Raw genomic sequence first — 18,641 nt, forward strand, 5'->3', positions numbered from 1 at the left:
GCCCGAGGATGCAACTTGCAATCGGAAGCGGTTTGGGGCCACAAATAGGCATCCAAGGCGGACCAAAGACCCAAGCCGGTGACATTTGTCGCCGGTTTTTTTGTGCCCGGTGTCTGCCAGCTTGCGGGCATGACGAAAACGAGCCCCATTGCTGCAATCGCGATTGCCCTGAATACCGGTGAAGAGGGAACGGTCCCGGAGTGGATCCAGCTTCTGCCTGCTGGTCAAACTGTGGCTGGCTATGATGGCCGCACGTGGCTCAATGACCGGCCGGAAGATCTTCTTGCAATGTTCGATCGCCGCCCGTCCGGACTGCCGATCGATTTTGAACACGGCACAGAAGAGTGGCCGGACGGCAGGGCCAAAGACATTGCCGGTTACATCGTCGAGTTGGATCTCAAGGACGATGGTTCTCTTTGGGGCAAGGCGGATTGGACCGAGCTTGGCCGGGAGAAGGTCGGCTCGCGGCAGTACCGCCATGTCAGCCCCGCGTTTTTCTACGACACCAACACCAACCGGATTTTGGAGCTGACCTCTGTTGCTCTGACGGTAGATCCCAATCTGCAGCTTACCGCGCTCAACCGGCGCGGCCCTTCCCCTGAACCAAACACAAGCGAGAGCACCATGGACAAGGAAAAGCGCCGCGCGCTTTGCCGTTCCCTCGGTCTGGCTGATGAGGCGTCGGACGATGCAATCATCAAGGCCGTGGAGGAACTGGACGCCGGTAAGGCCAAGGCTGAGAACGCGGCCCAAATGCCGGACGTTGAAAAGTTCGTCCCGCGTTCTGACTACGACAAGGTGGTCAGCGATCGCGACACGGCTTTGAACAGCCTGAAGCAAACCGCCGACGCGGAGATTGCGGACCTGGTCGAGCAGGCGATCAAGGACGGCAAGATCGCTCCGGCTTCGAAGGACTATCACCTGGCCGCCTGCCGGTCCGGTGCTGAAGGCTTGACCAGCTTCAAGGCCTTTATCGAGGGCGCGCCCGTTCTGGCCGTGGCCGCGAACAGCGGTCTGGACACGGTTGACCCTGGCAAGGGCAAGGCCGTGCTTTCCGCCGATCAGAAGAAAATCGCCGATCAACTTGGCCTGTCGCATGACGACTTTGCCAAGGATCTGGCGGCAGACAAGGGAGCGGCCTGATGCTGAACGCAAGACAGAACGTGCATAAGCGCGTTGGCCGCACGCCGAGCCATCCGGTAGCGGCTGCGACCAAGATCTTTGGCGGGGCACTTGCCGTCCTCGAAAACGGCTTTGCCACGCGTGGCCGCACAGCCACCGGTCTCGTTGCGATCGGCATGGCCATCATGACGGCCGACAACAGCTCCGGCGCGGATGGCGATATCAACGTCACCGTTGAGCGGGACGACTGGTTCCGCCTTGGCAATGACGTTGGCGATCCGGTGACCCGGTCTTCCATCGGTCAGCCTTGTTACATCGTTGACGATGAAACCGTTGCCGCAACCGATGGCACCAACACCCGGTCGAAAGCTGGAACCGTGCGCGACGTTGACGACGTCGGCGTTTGGATCTCGTTCGACTGATCAGCCCTTAACCCGGCTGTACCGGCCGTTAGCGGAGACTTTTCAAAATGGAACTCACCGGAGCAAATCTTCAGACGCTCGGCGTCGGCTTCAAATCGAATTACCAGGCTGGCTTTAACGAAGTCACGCCAACCTGGAACATGGTGGCAGAGGAAGTCACATCAACGACAGCCAGCAACGAATATGGCTGGCTTGGTCAGTGGCCGTCTTTGCGCAAGTGGGTTGGCGACCGTGTCGTCAAAGCCCTGGCCGCGCACAAATACGCCATTGAGAACGAGGACTTTGAAAACACAGTCGGCGTTCTGAAAAAGCACATTGAAGACGACAACCTCGGCGTTTACTCCAAGCTCTTCCAAGCACAAGGCCGGGCAGCGGCCCGCTGGCCGGATGAGTTGGTCTGGCCTGCGCTCGCAGCCGGGTTCAATACGGCCTGCTACGATGGGCAGAACTTCTTTGATACCGACCACCCGGTTGGTGACAAAGCCGAAGGCAACCTTCGAACCGTCTCGAACATGCAGGCTGGCGGCGGCGCGCCATGGTTCCTTGTCGACACCACTCAGGCCTTGAAGCCGATCATCTTGCAAATGCGCAAGAAACCACAATTCGCTCAGATGACCGATCCGAACACAACGGAGCGGGTCTTCATGAAGAACGAATTGCTGTACGGCATCGAAGCCCGTGCGAACGTCGGTTACAGCTTCTGGCAAATGGCGTTCGGCTCCAAAGCGGACCTGACCGAGGCCAACTTCAAGGCCGCTTACCAGTCCATGACTGACCTTGAAAACGATCAGGGTGGCAAGCTCGCTATCAAGCCGAACCTGCTGGTTGTCGGATCATCCAACCAGTGGAAGGCGCGGGAGATCCTGGAGAAGGCCCGTAAGGCAAACGGCGAAGACAACATCCTGAAAGGGATTACCGAGCTGTTCGTCTCGCCGCATCTCGCCTGACGCAAGCCCAAAGAACTGGGCGACAAGATCCGGACGGTATCCGTCCGGATCTCTTTGGAGACCAACCATGACCAAAAATGTAGACCATGACGTGGTCATTGTGACCGCGAGCCGGGACCGCTGGCGGATTGGCCGTCTTTTCAAGGCAAAAGAGCCGGTGCCGCTTAATGTGGCGGAGCTTTCCGAAACCGAACTTCAGCGCCTGGAAGACGATCCTGTACTGTCCCTGCGGTTCAGCACTTCAGATGCCACGGTGGACGATCAGACCGGCAAAGATGAGGACGCGGACGCGGCCATCATCAAGGCTGTCCTGGAGGACTTGACGCCGGAAGACTTCAACAAGGATGGATCACCCAAGGTTGCTGCGATCGAAGCCGCGATCGACCGGGATCTGTCCAAGGCTGATGTCACCGCAGCTCTTGCCGGTTTGACCGATGCGCAGCGTGACACGCTGAAAGCACGCCTGGAGGCACCCGGCGCGTGATGGCTTATGCAACCGCACAGGACTGGCTGGAGGCAGAGGAAAGCCAAAGCTTCATCGGGGACGCCGATGGCGATGGCGCGGCTGATGTCTCCGGCATTGACAAGGCTCTGGTCTCTGCCAGCGCCGAAATGGACGGTTGGCTTGCGAGCCGCTACCCGGTTCCGGTGATCGACCCGGCAGCGCTCCCGGTGTTGAGGGTCCATGCGGTTGCGATTGCCACCTATCATCTGGCGCGCACCGCCAACATGATCACCGAGGAAATCAAGGAGCGCTACAAAGCCTCGATCGACTATCTCAAATCGGTGGCCAAAGGCGTTGCCGATCTACCGGTGACCAAACAGGGTACCGCCGAGCCTCAGGCTGCGACCTCTTCAGATGTCCAGATGATCGCGCCGGAGCGCCAGTTCTCCCGCTCAGAATTCAGCGAGTGGTGAGATGAGCGGATTTCAGTTCATAACCTCTTTCCAGTTTGATGAGCCGATTGCGGCCCTTGATCGCGCGGCTGGGCTGGACAAGTCCGAGCTGCTGGACGGTCTCGGCGCGCTTGGTGCCAGCCAGACCAAACGGCGGCTGGAAGAGGAAAAGACAGGGCCGGACGGCGAAGCCTGGAAAGCGAATGCGGAAGGCTCTTCCCTCCTGTTTCAGACAGGGGCGTTGGCTGACAGCATTGATCACCAGGCTGAAGGTTCTGACGCGGTCGCCTGGGGATCTGCCCTGGTCTATGCCGCCGTCCATCAGTCCGGCGCGGTGATCAAACCGGACAGCGCCAAGACGCTCGCCTTTTCGATCGGCGGCAGTCCGGTCTTTGCCAAGGAAGTCACCATCCCGGAGCGGCCTTATGTGGGGATCAGCCAGGACAACGCCCGCGAGCTTGAAGGTGCGGCCCTGCGGTTTGTTGGGGAGGTGCTGCAATGAGCAGTCTGATCCAACCTAAAACACTCAGTGATATTCAGGACGCGGTTGCCGCCTCTATCAAATCTGCCGGGCTGCTGGCAGCGGGCGCAAAGGTTGAGCCGTCACCCGGCATTTTGACCGAGGCGTTCCTGTCCAAGAACTCAGTCCCGAGATCTGGAGCCGCCTTTGTCGGGATCGGCCGGATTGCGGAAGTCGGAGCACATGCCAATGGCGCGCAGATGATCGTCTTGCGCCTTGGCGTGTTTCTGGTGCCGCCTTCTGAGCGCCGGGCAAAACAATCCGGCGATCTTGCAGACCTGGTTGGGGCTGCAACCCTGTTTGTTGACGGCAATCGCTTTGGCCTTGCCGGGGCAAACAAGCCGTCCGGTCTCTTTGCTGCCAACCACTATTCGCCGTCCCTGGACAAGAAGGGCACCACGATCTGGCAGATCGAGTGGCAGCAAACGTTCCACCTGTTTGATGCAGAAGGCGCTGTGATCCAACGCCAGACGGGAGGGGCCGGTGCCTAAGTCGGACCCGATGATGCAGATCCTTGAGCGGCTGGCCGAGTTGGAACGACGGCAGGCCAACATGCTTCGCAAGGTGAAGGTCAAGGAAAACCGCAACGGCAAGGTGATCGTGGAAGACGGGACCGGCTTTGTTTCCGGTGAACTGTCGCAGGTCTCATTAAGCGCCGGCGCATGGAAGATTGACGCGCCAGCGGACGCGGGTGCGCAAGGCCTCGTGTTTTGCCCGGACGGCGACCCGGCGAATGGGGTTTTTCTGCCCTGCCTTCCCGATGATGACCATGAAGCCGCCAGCACAGACACCAAGGTTCTGAAAGCGATCTCGCCGGAAGGCAAGACGCTGACGATCAACGACGACGGCTTTCATTTTGAGGGTGACGTCCGGATTGACGGTGACTTCCGAGCCTACGGCAGCGTGTTCACCCACAACGACACCAACAACGGCCACGACCACAAACACGACAAGGTCGTGACAGGACCGAACCTGACAGGAGAACCCGTATGAGACGTTCCCCAGCACAGCAAGCTGAAGCCAAGAAGCCACCGCTCTTCACTTACACCGTGAAGAAGGCGTTTTACCGGTACGGCCGCCCGGTCAACCCGGAAGATCCGGAGATCAAAAAGAACGGCGTGAAGATGTCCAAGGAGACCGCCCGGTTCCTTGTGGCGAACGGCACATTGGAGCTGCGCGAAGACAAGTCCGCGGCTGAAAAGCCGAAGGGCAAATAACCGATGGCCGGGTATGACGCAGAGACGGGTCGGCGGATCTATGGGGACGCGCGGATTGTCCAGGCGGTCAAACGCCTGCTTAAAACGCACGGCTCATTGATCATGCGCCGTCACCTGACCTGCGATCTGCCCAGGTCCATTGGCAGCCCTGGTAACCCTTATGAGGTCCAACTTGTCCGGGCCGGTGTCGCTGAGGCCATCCAGACCCACGAAAAGCGCATTGAGCTGAAGACCATCCGCTTTGGCGGTGAAGACGATGGCGTGACGCCGGAACAAGCCGCCGATGGCGAACACCGCGTCTACATCAATGCGATTTCCAAAGAGACCGGAAACCCGATCGACTTGAGCGAGGTGATCTCATGAGCCTTGCATTTGGTGTGGTTCCAATCGGTGATCAGACGCCGCCGACGATGGTCGAGAAAATCGACTATTCGAAACTCTATCAGCGCCAGCTTGAGAAGTACTCCGAGCTGGACACTGAGTTTGAAGACAACAGTGAATTTGAGCCGGTGCGCGCGCACCTTGGCGCGGATGCTCATGCGGAAATGCTGGTGCGCCAGCGGATCAACCAGGCGTCCCGCGCCAACCGGCTGGCGACCGCAGAGAAAGCGGATCTTGATGTCTGGGGATGGGAGCGCCGGACACCACGCCTGGTCAAACGCGCAGGCGATCCGGATGCTGTGCCGCCCGTTCCGGCCGAAATGGAGGCCGATGACGATTACCGGCACCGGATCTGGCTTGCGCCTGCGGCTTGGTCCGTTGCCGGTCCGGGCGATGCCTATGAGTATTGGGCACGCTCTGTCCCCGGTCTTCTGGATGTGTGGGCAGACAGCCCGAGCCCCTGCCTTATTGATATCTGGATCGCACCGCTTGACCTTTCCGCGCCTGCTTCAGTGGATCTGCTAACTGCTGTTTACACCGCATGTTCTGACAAGACGGTCAGACCGATCGGAGACCGGGTCACAGCACGGCCTGCGGCAATCATCGAGTTTAGCCGGACGGCTGTTCTAAAGATTAGCAACGGCCCCGGCCAAGCGGAGATCCTTGAAGCCGCGCTTACATCTTGGGAGCAGATGCTCGCGAACCGGTCCCGCATCGGGATCGATATTCCAGTCTCTGTCCAGTATGCGGCCTTGTCGGTCCCCGGTGTTGAGTGGGTAGATCTGCAAGCTGCGGGCGATGTTGCCGTTGGTCCAACGGAAATCGCCCGGTGCACCACGCTCTCTTTGAGTGCGGAGGTCATCAATGGCTGATCCGAGAACACTCCCGATCGACTATGCCACGGAACACGAAAAGCGTGTCTTCTCCGTTGGTGATCCAGGCGTTGAAGTTTTGCGCGGTGAGGTCGCGGATTTAAAGCACTTTAACGACCCATTTAAAGTGCCTTCAAAGTACCTTGCCTGGCGGGCGCATGAGGCCAAGGCCCCATTTTGGGATCCCGACTGGACGGAAGCCCAGCAACGGCGCGCGATCGACGCTCTATGGGAGATCCACCGGACAGCAGGAACGGAACCGGCCGTGCGCCTGGCGCTTTCCTTGCTCAACATCAACGCCGAGATTGTTGAATGGTTTGAGAAAGTGCCGGAAGGGGTTCCGGGCACCTTCGATATCATCGGTGAAGTGAACGGCACGGATCTGTTCACAGACAAGATTTGGCGGCTGGCCTTTGCTGCGATCGACAGCTCCAAACCACTTTCCCGGCACTATTCCCTGCGCTTGCTGACGGCAAACACCACGCCGGTTTATGCAGGTGTTGTCCCAATGGTCCGGCTGGTCATCACGGCCTTTCCGCTGGCCATTGCGCCTCCGGATGTAACGGCACCTGTCCGCGCCGGTGTTTCTTCCCTGATCCGTCTCTTCATCACAGCACACCCGAAGGAGGTTTGACGTGCAGACCACCTATTCCCTTCTGACCGTCACCGGCCGCAACAAGGAAGCGGCAAGCCTTGCCAATGCCACGCCGCTCGTTCTGACAGAGATGGCATTCGGTGACGGTGACCGCCTGCCGACTGGCGGCGAAACGTCCCTTGAAAACGAGCTGATCCGCAAACCAATCACGGCGCAAGGTGTTGCAACTGGAGCCCCGAATGCATCGTTTTTCGATGCTTTGCTGGGCGCTGATGACGGCCCGTTTGTCATCCGCGAAGGTGGGCTGTTCGATCAAGACGGCGATATGGTTGCGATCATTCGCTATGACCCGCCGATCAACAAGCCAGTGGCGGGTTCCGGGCAGAATGCGGAAGCACAGATCCGGTCGATTGTTGCCTTCTCCGATCTGGAAAATCTGGTCCTGCAGATCGAGGCGATCAACGCCTATGTCTCGGCCGAGCGCCAGCTCATCACCCAGGACGGTGTCAAAGGCGGCGGCGATTTGTCGGCAGACCGCACCTTTTCGCTGGATCTTGACGGGCTGGATCCGATTACCAGCAACGCGGTCCACATGACAAACGACGTGCTCGTTCTTCATGACAAGTCATCGGGTACTCACAAGAAGATCACGCCAACAGAGGCAGCCAAGGCTCTGGGCGGGGCGGCATTTGCTTCGATCGAAGAAACGGTCGCGGGGACAAGCACCGAGCTGAAAGTGCATCCGGCCGGTGTCAAGGCAGCGGTCACAGTCGGTGCCCACGAAGCCGTCACGACTTACCACAACAGCATTGAAACCCGGACCACGCGGCTCCTGAGCCGTCTTGGCCTATAGGAGCCTGACCAACGATGGACACCGGTAAATCAGCAATCCGCAGCAAGCTGCTCAGCGCGGCCGCTGCAATCGACCTTCAGGCCTCAACCGTTGAACAAGCGGAGTTGGCCGCAGCCCAAACGCTGACGGCAGAGGCTTTGTTCGGCTCCAGCCAGTCGGAGCTGCAGTCTATTGAGGGAAAGCTCTATGCACCGCTCTTCCCGAAGTTCGCTGTTCTCGAAGTTGGGAACATCAACTCCACCTGCAACTATCATCCGCCAAAGATCGTGGATGGCTTTCTTGCCTTTGGCGGGGCGCAAGGAACATCGTTTAGTGGCTCCACGACGTTTACGTTCGTCGTCGGCTCCGTTACCGGCAAGAAACGGGTCTATCAATCCAGCATCGCCACTGCGCTGGTGAAGCTGCAGCACGCGGCCACCTGTTACGATCCGGAGAACCAGATCGTTTATCACCCAACGCAAGACGGCTATTTCGGGCATGCCAACACCTTGCTTGGGGCAACCGGTGTCGAGGACCGGGTTGAGATTACCGGACAGGTGGTCGCTGCCGCTTACCATCCGGGTTTCAAAAAGTCCTTTGTTGCGTCCGGCAACACGGCGGTCTGGTCTGGCGACAGTATCCTGACGGCGCATGTGGCCGCGACCATGCCCGGCACAGCCGGGGTCAACTACAGCACTGCATCTGGCCATATTGCCTGCACGGATACTGCAGTCCTGGCGTTCGCGCACCAGCGCGGCCATGCCACCAAAGGCATTCAGCGCTCAACCGATGGCGCGGCGTTTGAGAACATTGCGGGCATTCCTGGCACAGCAACCGGTGCCGCCATCTACGGGTCTGAATTCTATGATGGCCGCTTGTGGGTCGCTATGGCTGGAGCGCTCTATTCCACCGATGACAATGGCGATACTTGGCGGACTGACATCGATGCGGCTGCGAACGTTCGCCGGATGGGGTTTGACAGTGCTTCTGGAACAGTCATCGCATGGGGTCCGGCTGGCGTGTGGCATGTGGTTGACGGAACAGCCACGCAGGTTTCGGGGACGGATATCAGCTTTACCGGTTCCTTCTACGCAGAAGGACATCGCTGCATCTATTCTGAAGCGACGGTCCTGAGCGACAGCGGAACAATCCTGCTGGACTATGATGACTTCCAGATTGATCCCTTCGTCAATCAGTTCTCCAAGACGTTTGACATCGTTGGGGCCGTCATTCCGCATGGTGAAGACCGCATTTGGCAACTGGCTGCTGAGACCAACTCTCAAGCCTATGCGGGAGTGGTTGAGCAGGCGTATGGCATTTATGTGCCGCCGCGCGGTGGTGCTGAGATCCATATCGAAGCCATCGGCTCCGGGGGAACCATCAATGTCGGTACCGCGATCAACGGACTGGATACCTGTGTCTCCAATCTGATCGTTGCTGCGGGCGGGGCCAACAGTGCCGTTGCTCCTGAAGACTCCGGCTCGCCCAATCGCGGCAAACAGCCTGTCATGCTGACCGGCGGCCATGGCGCGATGTCATTCCGTTTTGAAGGCGGGGCGGGCTTGACCCACGGCGGCAAAGAGTATGGCGGCGGGGAAACCGTGGTTGTGTTCACCAACCAGCAGCAGCCGACAGCTTTCAACTATTTCACTGGTCTCAACCATACCCATCGCGGCGGCTGGCCGGGCGCGATCGCCACTTGGCAGGGCTTTGTCACAGACCCGGTCCCGATGCTGCCCGCCCAGGGTGTTTTCGACAGCCAATCCTATGAAAAGTCCGGCCCTGGCGCCGTGATTGTCAGGGAGTACTAAAATGATGTTCGTCTTAATGCGTGGCAACGTTGTTGAAGCCATCAGGCAGAGGCAATCAGGTGTGGTTGCTGGTTACAAGGTCATGACGTGGGATGGAGAGCGTCCCGATATCGGTCAGGTCTGGAATGCTGAAACCGGTATCTTTGAAGACCCGCCCGAAGTGGTGACTGTCGAGGTCCCGACACACCGCACCGTTGTTCTGCCGGGTGAATTCAAGCGGCTGTTCACGTTGCAAGAACGCATGGCGATTGATCGGGCGCGGGATCTTACCGTTATCGACGCGATTGCCGATGAGGTGCAACGCACAGCTGCCCGTGAACTCAAGCGCGCCCTAGACATCTTCTTTGGCGATCTGGAAGACCCGTTCCTGCCGTCTGTCGATGTCCAGCATCCGGACGTTGTCATTGGTCTGGAAAATGTGCGGGCTGCCGGGCTGATCGAAGATCACCGGCCTGCGGAGATCCAGCAAGGATGGCCGCTGTGATCCGCCTCAAATCCCAATTTTTCGCGCCGTTGAAAACCGGCAAACGCAGGGCGCGCATCTAGCGCCGGAGAGAAAGGAAGACTGTCATGTCTACGAACTACAAACACGGCGTCTTCGCGAGCGATAAAACCGCCGCGACACCGCGCCTTCGCGTCGGCGACGGTGGCGAGATCATCATGTACGGCACCGCGCCAGCTGCCGACAACGACAAGTTTCCCTTGAACGTGGCGACGCCGATCCTGGGCGATATCGCGCAGGTCGATGATCTGGGCACGCAAGGGACGCTAAAGGCAGCTCTTAAGGCTTCCTGGCGTCAGTACAAGCGGCAGTCTGGCAAGATCGCTGTGGTGCGGGTCGAGGAACAGGCAGACCCAGTGCAACAGAAAGCTGCGATCATCGGCAGCGAGACGGATAAGTCTGGTATCTACGCAGCCCTTGCGTGCGAGAGCCTTCTCGACTTTGAACCGGACCTTTTGTGTGCGCCTGGCTTTGCAAATGCTGAGGCTGGAGCTCAGGCCGATCCCGTCATCAATGCCATGACCGATGTTGCCGATCGGATCCGGTCTTTCGTGTTTGCCGATGGCACGAACACCACGACGGCCGATGCCATTGCGGCGCGCCAGAACTACAACTCTGACCGGCTCCAGATCATTGATCCGCACGTGTTGATGTTCGACACGGATGCTGCCGATACGATCAACATGCCGGGGTCCGCAATCTATGCCGGTCTGCAATCCCGGCTTGATCTGGAAGAGGGTTTTTGGTGGTCCAACGACAATAAGGACGTGAACATCGAAGGGATCGCCCGCCCGATCGACTGGCGGCTCGGCCAGACCAACTCTGAGGCAAATATCTTGAACGCCTCAGATGTCTCCACGTTCTATCGCCGCAAAGGCTTTTGGACATGGGGTGGCATGACCCTTGATCCCGCCCGCGCCTTGGGCGGTACCATCGTTGGCCGCCGTGTCGCCGACAAACTCTATGACAGCCTGGAAGGTGGTTTGCTGCCGTTCATCGGTAAGCCAACCCGAGTTCATTCTGTCCGCCACATCGGCGCGGTCGCTCATGAGTTCGGTCTTGGGCTGATGCAGAAAGGCGCTTTGAACGGCTTCAAGTTCAGTTTGCCGGAAGATGCCAACACGCCCGAACAGATCGCGGACGGGATCTTGTTCTTCAAGCTGGAGTTCATTGAAGCCTCTCCGATGCGGGTGATCGAGGTCTGGGGCTACCGGGTGCCGGGTATGTACCAGGAGTTCCTGTCGCTGGCCGCCGCTCAAGCATCCTTCACCGCGACACTGTCCGATATCGGCGCTGCCGCCTAACCGCTGAAAGGAACCGGTCCAATGGAATTTGGCCAACAACAGGAAGAGATAACGGTCTGGATCGACGACATCGATCTGGGCGGGATGGTCTCTTCGATCAAACCCATCATCAAACGCAAGACCGAAAGCCGTCGTCCGGGCGGTAGCCGGGGCAGTTTGGTGAGTTATCACGGCTATGAGGAGCTGGGTGTGGAAATGGTCTTCACCACACTGACCGACAAGCTCTTTGAATTGCTCCCAAGCCAGACCCTAGCACAGCACATTCTCTTCGCCCGAGGCAGCTTCATCGACGAGTTTACCGGTGAAATCAAATCAATGGTTCACGAGTTCCGGGGCCGGTGCAGCAATCCGGATTTCGGGATGGAGCTTAAGGCCGGAGAGCCGATTGAGCTGACCGTCGCAATGGATTGCGTCTTCTACAGCATGGAATACGGCGGTGTGGAGAGACACTACTTCGACCTTCGCAACAACGTCATCCGCCCGAACGGTCAGGAAGAAACTGCCGGTACGAATGCAGCGCTCGGCCGGTAACGGCCAGCGCTTACGAATACCCGCCGAGGAAGAGGCGTCTGGTACGGCTCGCAAGGCCCCCAGCATTCCCCGCGCCGCAAGGCCTTCGGGGGATTGAAGGCAGGAAGCCCATAAGGATCTGAGATCGCGCCTCACACACGGTTTTTGACCGCTTTAAACACCCTTTGAAAGGACCCTAAAATGCCACAGGTAGATGTTGAACTCGCCAGCCCGCTGAACATTGACGACCAACCCGTCACCACATTGACCTTTGTGCGGGAACCAACTGGCAATGACCTTGGCCGGTTCACCACCATGGACCTGTTTGAGGGCAACGTGAAAGCCCTTGCTCATGTTGTGCCGAAAATCGCCCGGCCGCACATTTCCAACGCTGTTGTCAAAGGCATGACCACCGGCAATCTGACCGCTCTTGCCATGGGCTTTGCGGCTTTTTTGGAACACTTGGATGTGTCGTCCATGGCGAAGGTGAAGGAGACGACTTCGACTTCGCCGAATGGTGGAACAGCGGAGACGGCTTCCAAGTCACAAGGCCAGAAGACCTAGATCAGGTCTACTACGAGATAACCGCAGCTTTCCGGTGGACGATCGGAGAGCTGCGGGGCCTCCCTTTTTCCGAGCTGTACCGCCATTGGCTGAACGCCCGGAAGATCCTTCAGGAACGATTGGAAGCGGCCAAGAAAGCCGAGCGGGACAATGGGTCAAGAACTAAGGGCACGCGTACTTCTTGAGCTTCGGGACCGGTTACGCGGTCCCGCTGCCAAGGCCCGTGACCGCCTGAGGGAAATCTCCGGTACCGCGCGCACCCTTCGAAAGGATATGCGCGGTGCCAGCGCCGGGTCAGACAGCCTCGGCCGGTCCATGAAATCCACCGCGCGCGAGACCCTGAAAGCCGCCCAAAGCCAGAACCGGCTGATCAATGAGTTCCGCAGCCTTAAAGGCCAATCCCAATCCCTGAAACAGCGTCTTGCCGAGACACAGGGCAAGCTTTCGGCGCTCGCCAAAGAAGGCAAGACAACCGGTGCCGAGTTCTCGCAACTCACGCGCAAAGCGTCTCATCTGAAAAAGGAGTTGGGCCAGCAGAACGAACGGCTGGAGCTGGCACGGCGGCGGCTGAAGGATGCGGACGTTGCAACAGATGGCCTTGCCTCAGCGCAGCGATCGGCGCGCAGTTCCATCCGCTCAACCACCTCGGCCCTTGAAGCCCAAACCCGCGAACTCAAACGGACCGAACGCCGACTGCAGGCGCTGGACAGGCTGACCGAGAAACGCCGCGCGCAACGCGACCGGATGGCGGGTATCGGCCTTGGTATGGGCGCGGCTGGCATCGGCACGATGTATGCCGGCGGCCAAGCTGCCAGGCCGGTGAAACACTCCGCAATGGAGTATGGCAGTTTTGAAGAACAGATGGACGCGGTGGCGGCCATCGCCCGAGTCTCACAAAACAGCAAGACCTATAAAGGGCTGACCGGACTTGCCCGTGAACTTGGCGGTAGTACCAGTTTCTCCGCTCTACAGGTCGGTTCGGCCATGGAATTCCAAGCCATGGCGGGTTTCAGTCCGGAGCAAATCACGGCTTCCATTGCCGATGTGCTGGATCTGGCCAAAGCCACCAAGACAGATCTCGGCGCGACCTCTGACATTTCATCCAACATTCTCTCAGCGTTCGGGCTGGATCCGAGTGAAATGCAACGGGTCGCCGATGTGCTGACCGCCACCACGACGCGCGCCAACGTGAACCTGTCCATGCTGGGCGAGAGCATGAAATACGTTGGCCCGGAAGCTAAGGCGCTCGGGGTTTCACTGGAGGAAACCGCCGCTATGGCCGGTCTCCTCGGGAACGTCGGCATTCAGGGAAGCCAGGCGGGCACATCCATGCGCGCGATCTACCAGCGCCTAGCAGCGCCTGCCAAGGCCGGTGCGGATGCTTTGAAGAAAATCGGTGTACAGGCCCGAGACGCTCAGGGGAACTTAAGATCAGTTCCGGAGCTTCTTTTGGAGATTGGCGAGGCCACCAAAAATATGGGCTCGGCCGAGCGCAAAGAGATCTTCAAAGACATAATCGGAATGGAAGCCGGGTCCGCGTTTTCGGCGCTGATCGACGATGAAGGTTTTGCGGTTTTCAAAAAGCTTCTTTCTGACCTAGGCAACGTTGAGGGCGAAGCCAACCGGGTCGCCACGCAGATGGGCGACAACCTGCCCGGCGATATCAAAGCATTCAATTCAGCCGCCAGCGAAGTATCTCTGACCCTTGGCGAAGCTCTTAATCCGGCCTTGCGCGAGGCAACGCAGCTGCTGACCGGTCTTGCTCGTGACACAGCCGCCTGGATGAAGGAACACCCGCAACTGACGAAATGGATCGGCCTCACTGCGATCGCGATCGCGGGCCTGCTAGTTGTCGGCGGCGCGCTGTTGACGTTCTTGGGCACAGCTATGCTGTGGAGCGCGGGCCTCAAATACGGGCTCTTCATGCTTGGAGCCAGCGCCGTTCGCTCCGGCGGTGCGCTGGCGCTCCTGGGCAAGGTCTTCAAGGGGCTTACAGGACTGAAGCCGCTCAAATGGGCCATGTTCATTCCAAAGCTGATCTGGCGGGGCTTTATCTCGGCGTTCAAGTGGGGCGCTTACATTACAAAACTGTCCTGGCGCGGCTTGGTCAGTGTCTTGAGATGGCTGAGCTTTATTCCAAAGATCGCCTGGCGCGCCTTCCTGCCTGCGCTCAAATGGACCAGCCTTCTCGGCAAGTTGTCCTGGACGATGCTGATCACACCGCTCAAATGGGGTGCGCGGCTGATACCGGGCATTGGCTGGACGCTTCTAGCAGGCCAACTGCTTTGGTCTCTTCTGATCAAGCCGCTCGGCTGGGATGAGTATATTCCGGAATTCAGCTGGCCGGAGTTTGAGGTGCTGGACTGGTCCACATGGGTGCCGGAGGTCAACCTCTCAGAGAAAGGCCGACAGGCCATTCAAAGCCTTTGGGATGGCGCGGCCGAGGTGTTTGATGAGTTTATCAAGTTCATAATGTCTATCCCGGCCCGGATCGTTAGTGCGTTTGGCAAGATCGATTTATCCGGAGCGATAACTTGGCCGTCGTTGCCTTCATTGTGGGGTGGCGGTTCAAAAGAAAAACCGTCTGCCGGTGGGGCTCCGGGTTACAAGACAATCGATGGATTTGCCAATGGCGGCACTGTTCGATCGACCGGACCAATCATCGTCGGCGAGCGCGGCCCGGAGCTTCGGTATGGCTCCAAGGGCGAATTCATCGCCCATAACCGCCAGCTCCGGCAAATGGCAAGCCTCGCCAAAGCGGGCCGACGTTTGGCGGCCGGTACCGTCGCCGCTGCATCCATGACAGGGGCCGTTGCCGCAGAACCAGCCCCACCGCTCTTGCCGCAAATAGCAGCTTATGGTGGCGGCTCAGATGGAACCGCGTCCGGCTCCAAAACGAGCGGGCAAACGATCAATAACAACTCGTTCGAAATCACGATCCGCATCGAAGGTAGCGGCTCCAGCGAAGCCCAAGGCCGCAAAGCTGCCGATGCCTTTGTCCGGCAACTCAACAAGAGGCTGACAGACTAATGGACAGGCCGATTGCATCGCTCTCCCGTTTCATCTTTTCGCCTTTGCGCGGGTCTTATGAGCAGCTGGAGGAGATCTGGCGGTTCTCCTGGGCAAAGCCGAAGCCGATCGGCTCCCGGCCGGTCAAACAGTGGATGGGCGTTGGGGATACCGAGATCACAATATCGGGCGGGATCTGGCCGGAGCTTCAACCGGAAGGAACGTTCAAGATTGAACAGATCGCCGAGCAAGCCGGGCGTGGTCAACCCATGTCGCTTTTGCTTGGAAGCCGGTCTTTGGGCCTTTGGTGCGTCGAGGAAATCAAGAAGACCAGCACCTTGATTGAATTTGACGCGATCCCCGGCGCGATCGAGTTTGAAATCAAGATGTCAAAGGACTGACGGCCATGAGCTTCTCTTATGCCCGCCAGGATGACACGGTCGAACTCATGGTCTTTGAGCACTATGGCCGCCAAGACGGACGCCTGGTCGAACGGGTGATAGACCAGCTGGAGAACCGTCACCTTGCAGACCTCCCGGAGTTCCTGCCTATTGGCACAGCCGTGTTCATGCCGGTGATCGAACCTTTGCGCCAGCCGGAAGACCGGCTGATCGTCAACCCGTGGGACCGGTAAGCTATGGCGCGGACCCCGGATTTTCGAGTTGTTGTAGGCGGTCAGGATATCAGCTCCTACCTCGTGGACCTTCTTGAACGCGGCAAGCTGATGACGGTGGAAGTCACCGACAATTCCGGCAAGGAAGCCGACAGTATCCAGATCGATGTTGTTCGGGACGGCACCATTCCAATCCCGGCCAAAGGTACCTTGATTGAATGTGAGTTTGGCTGGCTTGGAACCGGCCGTCGCGACTATGGCATGTTCTACAGCGACCAACCGCAAACCAGCGGCAGCGGTAGCGGCGATGAAGGCCACAAACTGTCTATCAGCGGCACCTCGGCCGATATGAGCGGCACGCTAAAACAGCAGCGGACCCAATCCTATGACAGGAAGACGGTTGGCGAGATCGTCAAGGAGGTGGCTGGCCGCAACAAGCTGATCGCAGCAGTTGCCGATACGATCGCCAATATCAAGATCCCGCATATCGACCAGACACAGGAAAGCGATGCGAATTTTCTGACGCGTTTGGCCGACGATCTGGGCGTATCCTTCAAGCCCAAAATGGGCCGCTTGCTGTTCACCGAGCGCGGTGTTCCGAAGTCGATCGGTGGCATTCCTTTTCCCGATATCGAGTTCCCGGCCGCCGAGATCCTTGATTACACCTGGGCGGGTCCGGAGCGGGGAAACTTCAAATCAGTCAAGGCCACCTGGCATGACCAGGCCAAGGCTACGCGGCAGTCATACATTGCCGGGTCCGGCGAGCCGCAGCGGGTCTTGCCGCGTACCTATGCAAGCGAAGCGGAAGCCACACGGGCCGCTGATGCAGCGCTAAAGGATGGCACTGCATCAGGCGAAACGGCCAGCGTAACGCTGGTCGGCAATCAAAACGTATTTGCAGAGAGCAAGATCAGCCTGATTGCGCCTGTTCAATCCCCTGAGTTGGGCGGGTCCTGGTCGGTTCAAGTCGCCCGCCAGCGGCTTTCGGGTGACGGCTATGAAACGCCGGTGGATTTGGAGAGGGAACGGTGATGGGAAATGTTTCTATTTCCGCTCAGTTCGACATAGACTTGACCGCCGCACCAATCACCTGCCCGACGGTTTCGGCAATGGCGGAACGGCCTGCCTCGGTGCCTGCATGTTTTGCAGCGGTTGTCAGCTTGGAACCGAGCGTTCCTTCGAGTGCCCTAGGGGTGGCGTTCAGTGCGGTCAGCGCTTTAGCTGTAAGTACCATATTAAGGTCAGCCCTTTGGCCTTCAGCGCGTACAAAGCCTTCATCGCGCAGCCAGCACGTAACCGCCAAAACTAGCTTCCGAAACTTCAAGCCGGGGGCGATCTCTCCAAAATTGTATATCGGCTCTTCGCCGCCGGAAAATCCCTCCACTTCGAATGCTTCTACGCCCATGGCATCTGCAATGATTTTTTCGTTTAGATCCTGTCGGACAGGAAAAACCGAATACAGCTGCGCGAAAACCAACCCGGTGACAGCATTAAAATTGTCTATGTTTTCTGCCATTGGAGTTAAGCGCCTCCCACTTTTTTTTGATCCCTGACGGGTGGTCCGGACCGAAGTCCGGACGGCGGGCCTCAATCGCCAAACTAAGAACCCGCCCAGCAGTCACACTAGATAACCGCCGCACCCGCTTTGCTCGCGCGAGCCGGGTCAGTGTGGCTGAGTCGCCATAAGGTTGTCATGGAAGAAATACGATGCGGGAGTTGCCGTCGTCTCTTGATGAAGTCGGCAAAAAACGCGATAGTCGGTCCTGTTGAAATCAAGTGCCCGCGATGCGGAACACTGACCAGTTTGAGGCCCTTAGAGCCCGTCCCAGATCGGCCTGACCAGAACGATCAAAGCCGCCGGTCAAACAGTCTAAAAGGGTCGAGAGCTCATGGCGCACGATGAGACCATCAAAGAAATCTGCAAGGCTCTTGCCTGCGTTCCCGAAAAATTCAAATCCGCTCCCTCCGGTTCGACGGACTGGACTTATGAAACAAAACGGGTACTCACCGACTTGGGCCACGACCACGGGTTTTATATCTGTGGCGACAAAAAAGCCGGAGCCGACTGGGGCGAGACTGGATTTGATGTCAGCTGGCACGATTACGGCTTTTTCTTCCGGCCCGGCGATAGCCTAAAAGGCAAAACTCTGAGGTCGCTACCGCTTGCTTGCGAGAGTGAGTTTGGAAATTCTGGGGACATCGGAGACGATTTTGAAAAGCTTCTTCAGAGTCGTGGACGCATAAAGCTCATGATTTTTAGACCCAAATCCGAAAACGACATGGATTGCCTCAATCAGCGGCTCGCAAACGCCATAAAGGCTTTCGAAGACGGAGCCGCGTCGGATGTTTTCATCCTCGCCTGTTTCCCATGGAAACCGGCAGGATTTTTCTACACTGTCCTGGATGGATCTGGTCAAATAAAGGATCGCGGAAACCACCCGCAAACCTGACACTCACTACATCCCAGAGGCCCTTAAGAGCCCTTCTCCGAACGCCAACAAGAGCGGCTGATCACAAGGAGAA

Annotated in this window: 25 protein-coding genes; 24 read left to right on the top strand and 1 reads right to left on the bottom strand. The window is 58.4% G+C overall.

Features of this window, described 5'->3' with window-relative positions:
• The first annotated feature begins 129 nt into the window (after positions 1 to 129).
• The 22 genes from AC0J4F_RS22065 to AC0J4F_RS22170 all read left to right on the top strand — a co-directional run bounded on the left by AC0J4F_RS22065 (position 130) and on the right by AC0J4F_RS22170 (position 17,150).
• The gene (locus AC0J4F_RS22065) at positions 130 to 1,143 is read left to right on the top strand and encodes a phage protease (protein ID WP_473024737.1); all 1,014 of its coding nucleotides are present in this window, start codon (positions 130 to 132) and stop codon (positions 1,141 to 1,143) included.
• On the top strand, positions 1,143 to 1,544 hold the full coding sequence (locus AC0J4F_RS22070) for a hypothetical protein (RefSeq protein WP_473024738.1): 402 nt from the start codon (positions 1,143 to 1,145) through the stop codon (positions 1,542 to 1,544). Before AC0J4F_RS22065 ends, AC0J4F_RS22070 begins: the two co-directional genes overlap by 1 nt.
• A 47-nt stretch (positions 1,545 to 1,591) precedes the next feature.
• Positions 1,592 to 2,491, top strand: coding sequence for a Mu-like prophage major head subunit gpT family protein (locus AC0J4F_RS22075; protein WP_473024739.1), 900 nt, complete (start codon positions 1,592 to 1,594; stop codon positions 2,489 to 2,491).
• Positions 2,492 to 2,558: 67 nt separating this feature from the next.
• Complete coding sequence (locus AC0J4F_RS22080) at positions 2,559 to 2,975, top strand: hypothetical protein (RefSeq protein WP_473024740.1); 417 nt, start codon at positions 2,559 to 2,561, stop codon at positions 2,973 to 2,975.
• On the top strand, positions 2,975 to 3,409 hold the full coding sequence (locus AC0J4F_RS22085) for a phage protein Gp36 family protein (RefSeq protein WP_473024741.1): 435 nt from the start codon (positions 2,975 to 2,977) through the stop codon (positions 3,407 to 3,409). Before AC0J4F_RS22080 ends, AC0J4F_RS22085 begins: the two co-directional genes overlap by 1 nt.
• Before the next feature lies 1 nt (position 3,410).
• Positions 3,411 to 3,890 (top strand): phage virion morphogenesis protein, encoded by a 480-nt coding sequence (locus tag AC0J4F_RS22090; RefSeq protein ID WP_473024742.1) that lies wholly within the window; start codon positions 3,411 to 3,413, stop codon positions 3,888 to 3,890.
• On the top strand, positions 3,887 to 4,399 hold the full coding sequence (locus tag AC0J4F_RS22095; RefSeq protein WP_473024743.1) for a hypothetical protein: 513 nt from the start codon (positions 3,887 to 3,889) through the stop codon (positions 4,397 to 4,399). The genes AC0J4F_RS22090 and AC0J4F_RS22095 overlap by 4 nt, the downstream gene beginning before the upstream one ends.
• On the top strand, positions 4,392 to 4,901 hold the full coding sequence (locus AC0J4F_RS22100) for a hypothetical protein (RefSeq protein ID WP_473024744.1): 510 nt from the start codon (positions 4,392 to 4,394) through the stop codon (positions 4,899 to 4,901). Before AC0J4F_RS22095 ends, AC0J4F_RS22100 begins: the two co-directional genes overlap by 8 nt.
• Entirely contained in the window at positions 4,898 to 5,125 is a 228-nt protein-coding gene (locus tag AC0J4F_RS22105; protein ID WP_473024745.1) for a hypothetical protein, read from the top strand. Before AC0J4F_RS22100 ends, AC0J4F_RS22105 begins: the two co-directional genes overlap by 4 nt.
• A 3-nt stretch (positions 5,126 to 5,128) precedes the next feature.
• The gene (locus AC0J4F_RS22110; protein WP_473024746.1) at positions 5,129 to 5,488 is read left to right on the top strand and encodes a hypothetical protein; all 360 of its coding nucleotides are present in this window, start codon (positions 5,129 to 5,131) and stop codon (positions 5,486 to 5,488) included.
• The gene (locus AC0J4F_RS22115; protein WP_473024747.1) at positions 5,485 to 6,378 is read left to right on the top strand and encodes a baseplate assembly protein; all 894 of its coding nucleotides are present in this window, start codon (positions 5,485 to 5,487) and stop codon (positions 6,376 to 6,378) included. Before AC0J4F_RS22110 ends, AC0J4F_RS22115 begins: the two co-directional genes overlap by 4 nt.
• Complete coding sequence (locus AC0J4F_RS22120) at positions 6,371 to 7,012, top strand: phage tail protein I (protein ID WP_473024749.1); 642 nt, start codon at positions 6,371 to 6,373, stop codon at positions 7,010 to 7,012. The genes AC0J4F_RS22115 and AC0J4F_RS22120 overlap by 8 nt, the downstream gene beginning before the upstream one ends.
• 1 nt (position 7,013) lies before the next feature.
• Complete coding sequence (locus AC0J4F_RS22125; RefSeq protein WP_473024750.1) at positions 7,014 to 7,826, top strand: phage tail-collar fiber domain-containing protein; 813 nt, start codon at positions 7,014 to 7,016, stop codon at positions 7,824 to 7,826.
• A 14-nt stretch (positions 7,827 to 7,840) separates the two neighbouring features.
• A complete protein-coding gene (locus AC0J4F_RS22130; protein WP_473024751.1) occupies positions 7,841 to 9,616 on the top strand; it encodes a WD40/YVTN/BNR-like repeat-containing protein in 1,776 nt (591 codons plus the stop codon).
• Between the two features lies 1 nt (position 9,617).
• Positions 9,618 to 10,100, top strand: a complete 483-nt coding sequence (locus AC0J4F_RS22135) for a hypothetical protein (RefSeq protein ID WP_473024752.1) — start codon at positions 9,618 to 9,620, stop codon at positions 10,098 to 10,100.
• Positions 10,101 to 10,186: 86 nt separating this feature from the next.
• Complete coding sequence (locus tag AC0J4F_RS22140) at positions 10,187 to 11,422, top strand: phage tail sheath subtilisin-like domain-containing protein (protein WP_473024753.1); 1,236 nt, start codon at positions 10,187 to 10,189, stop codon at positions 11,420 to 11,422.
• A 21-nt stretch (positions 11,423 to 11,443) separates the two neighbouring features.
• Positions 11,444 to 11,953, top strand: coding sequence for a phage major tail tube protein (locus AC0J4F_RS22145; RefSeq protein WP_473024754.1), 510 nt, complete (start codon positions 11,444 to 11,446; stop codon positions 11,951 to 11,953).
• A gap of 180 nt (positions 11,954 to 12,133) precedes the next feature.
• Positions 12,134 to 12,496, top strand: a complete 363-nt coding sequence (locus tag AC0J4F_RS22150; RefSeq protein WP_473024755.1) for a phage tail assembly protein — start codon at positions 12,134 to 12,136, stop codon at positions 12,494 to 12,496.
• A 150-nt stretch (positions 12,497 to 12,646) separates the two neighbouring features.
• Positions 12,647 to 15,526 carry a phage tail tape measure protein gene (locus AC0J4F_RS22155; protein WP_473024756.1) on the top strand — a complete coding sequence of 960 codons (2,880 nt, stop codon included), beginning with the start codon at positions 12,647 to 12,649 and terminating at the stop codon, positions 15,524 to 15,526.
• Positions 15,526 to 15,906: a phage tail protein gene (locus AC0J4F_RS22160; protein WP_473024757.1), complete on the top strand. Its 381-nt coding sequence runs from the start codon at positions 15,526 to 15,528 to the stop codon at positions 15,904 to 15,906. Before AC0J4F_RS22155 ends, AC0J4F_RS22160 begins: the two co-directional genes overlap by 1 nt.
• Before the next feature lie 5 nt (positions 15,907 to 15,911).
• Positions 15,912 to 16,139 carry a tail protein X gene (locus AC0J4F_RS22165; protein WP_473024758.1) on the top strand — a complete coding sequence of 76 codons (228 nt, stop codon included), beginning with the start codon at positions 15,912 to 15,914 and terminating at the stop codon, positions 16,137 to 16,139.
• 3 nt (positions 16,140 to 16,142) lie between these two features.
• Positions 16,143 to 17,150, top strand: coding sequence for a contractile injection system protein, VgrG/Pvc8 family (locus AC0J4F_RS22170; protein WP_473024759.1), 1,008 nt, complete (start codon positions 16,143 to 16,145; stop codon positions 17,148 to 17,150).
• A 22-nt stretch (positions 17,151 to 17,172) separates the two neighbouring features.
• On the opposite strand, the gene AC0J4F_RS22175 is transcribed toward AC0J4F_RS22170, so the two are convergent.
• The gene (locus AC0J4F_RS22175; RefSeq protein WP_473024760.1) at positions 17,173 to 17,634 is read right to left on the bottom strand and encodes a hypothetical protein; all 462 of its coding nucleotides are present in this window, start codon (positions 17,632 to 17,634) and stop codon (positions 17,173 to 17,175) included.
• Between the two features lie 177 nt (positions 17,635 to 17,811).
• Here AC0J4F_RS22175 and AC0J4F_RS22180 point away from each other — a divergent pair, with 177 nt between their 5' ends.
• Together AC0J4F_RS22180 and AC0J4F_RS22185 are read left to right on the top strand one after the other, a co-directional pair.
• Positions 17,812 to 18,021 carry a Com family DNA-binding transcriptional regulator gene (locus AC0J4F_RS22180; RefSeq protein WP_473024761.1) on the top strand — a complete coding sequence of 70 codons (210 nt, stop codon included), beginning with the start codon at positions 17,812 to 17,814 and terminating at the stop codon, positions 18,019 to 18,021.
• Positions 18,008 to 18,568, top strand: a complete 561-nt coding sequence (locus AC0J4F_RS22185; protein WP_473024762.1) for a hypothetical protein — start codon at positions 18,008 to 18,010, stop codon at positions 18,566 to 18,568. The genes AC0J4F_RS22180 and AC0J4F_RS22185 overlap by 14 nt, the downstream gene beginning before the upstream one ends.
• Positions 18,569 to 18,641 lie beyond the last annotated feature (73 nt).

The sequence above is a fragment of the Roseibium sp. R5 genome (assembly GCF_055755305.1).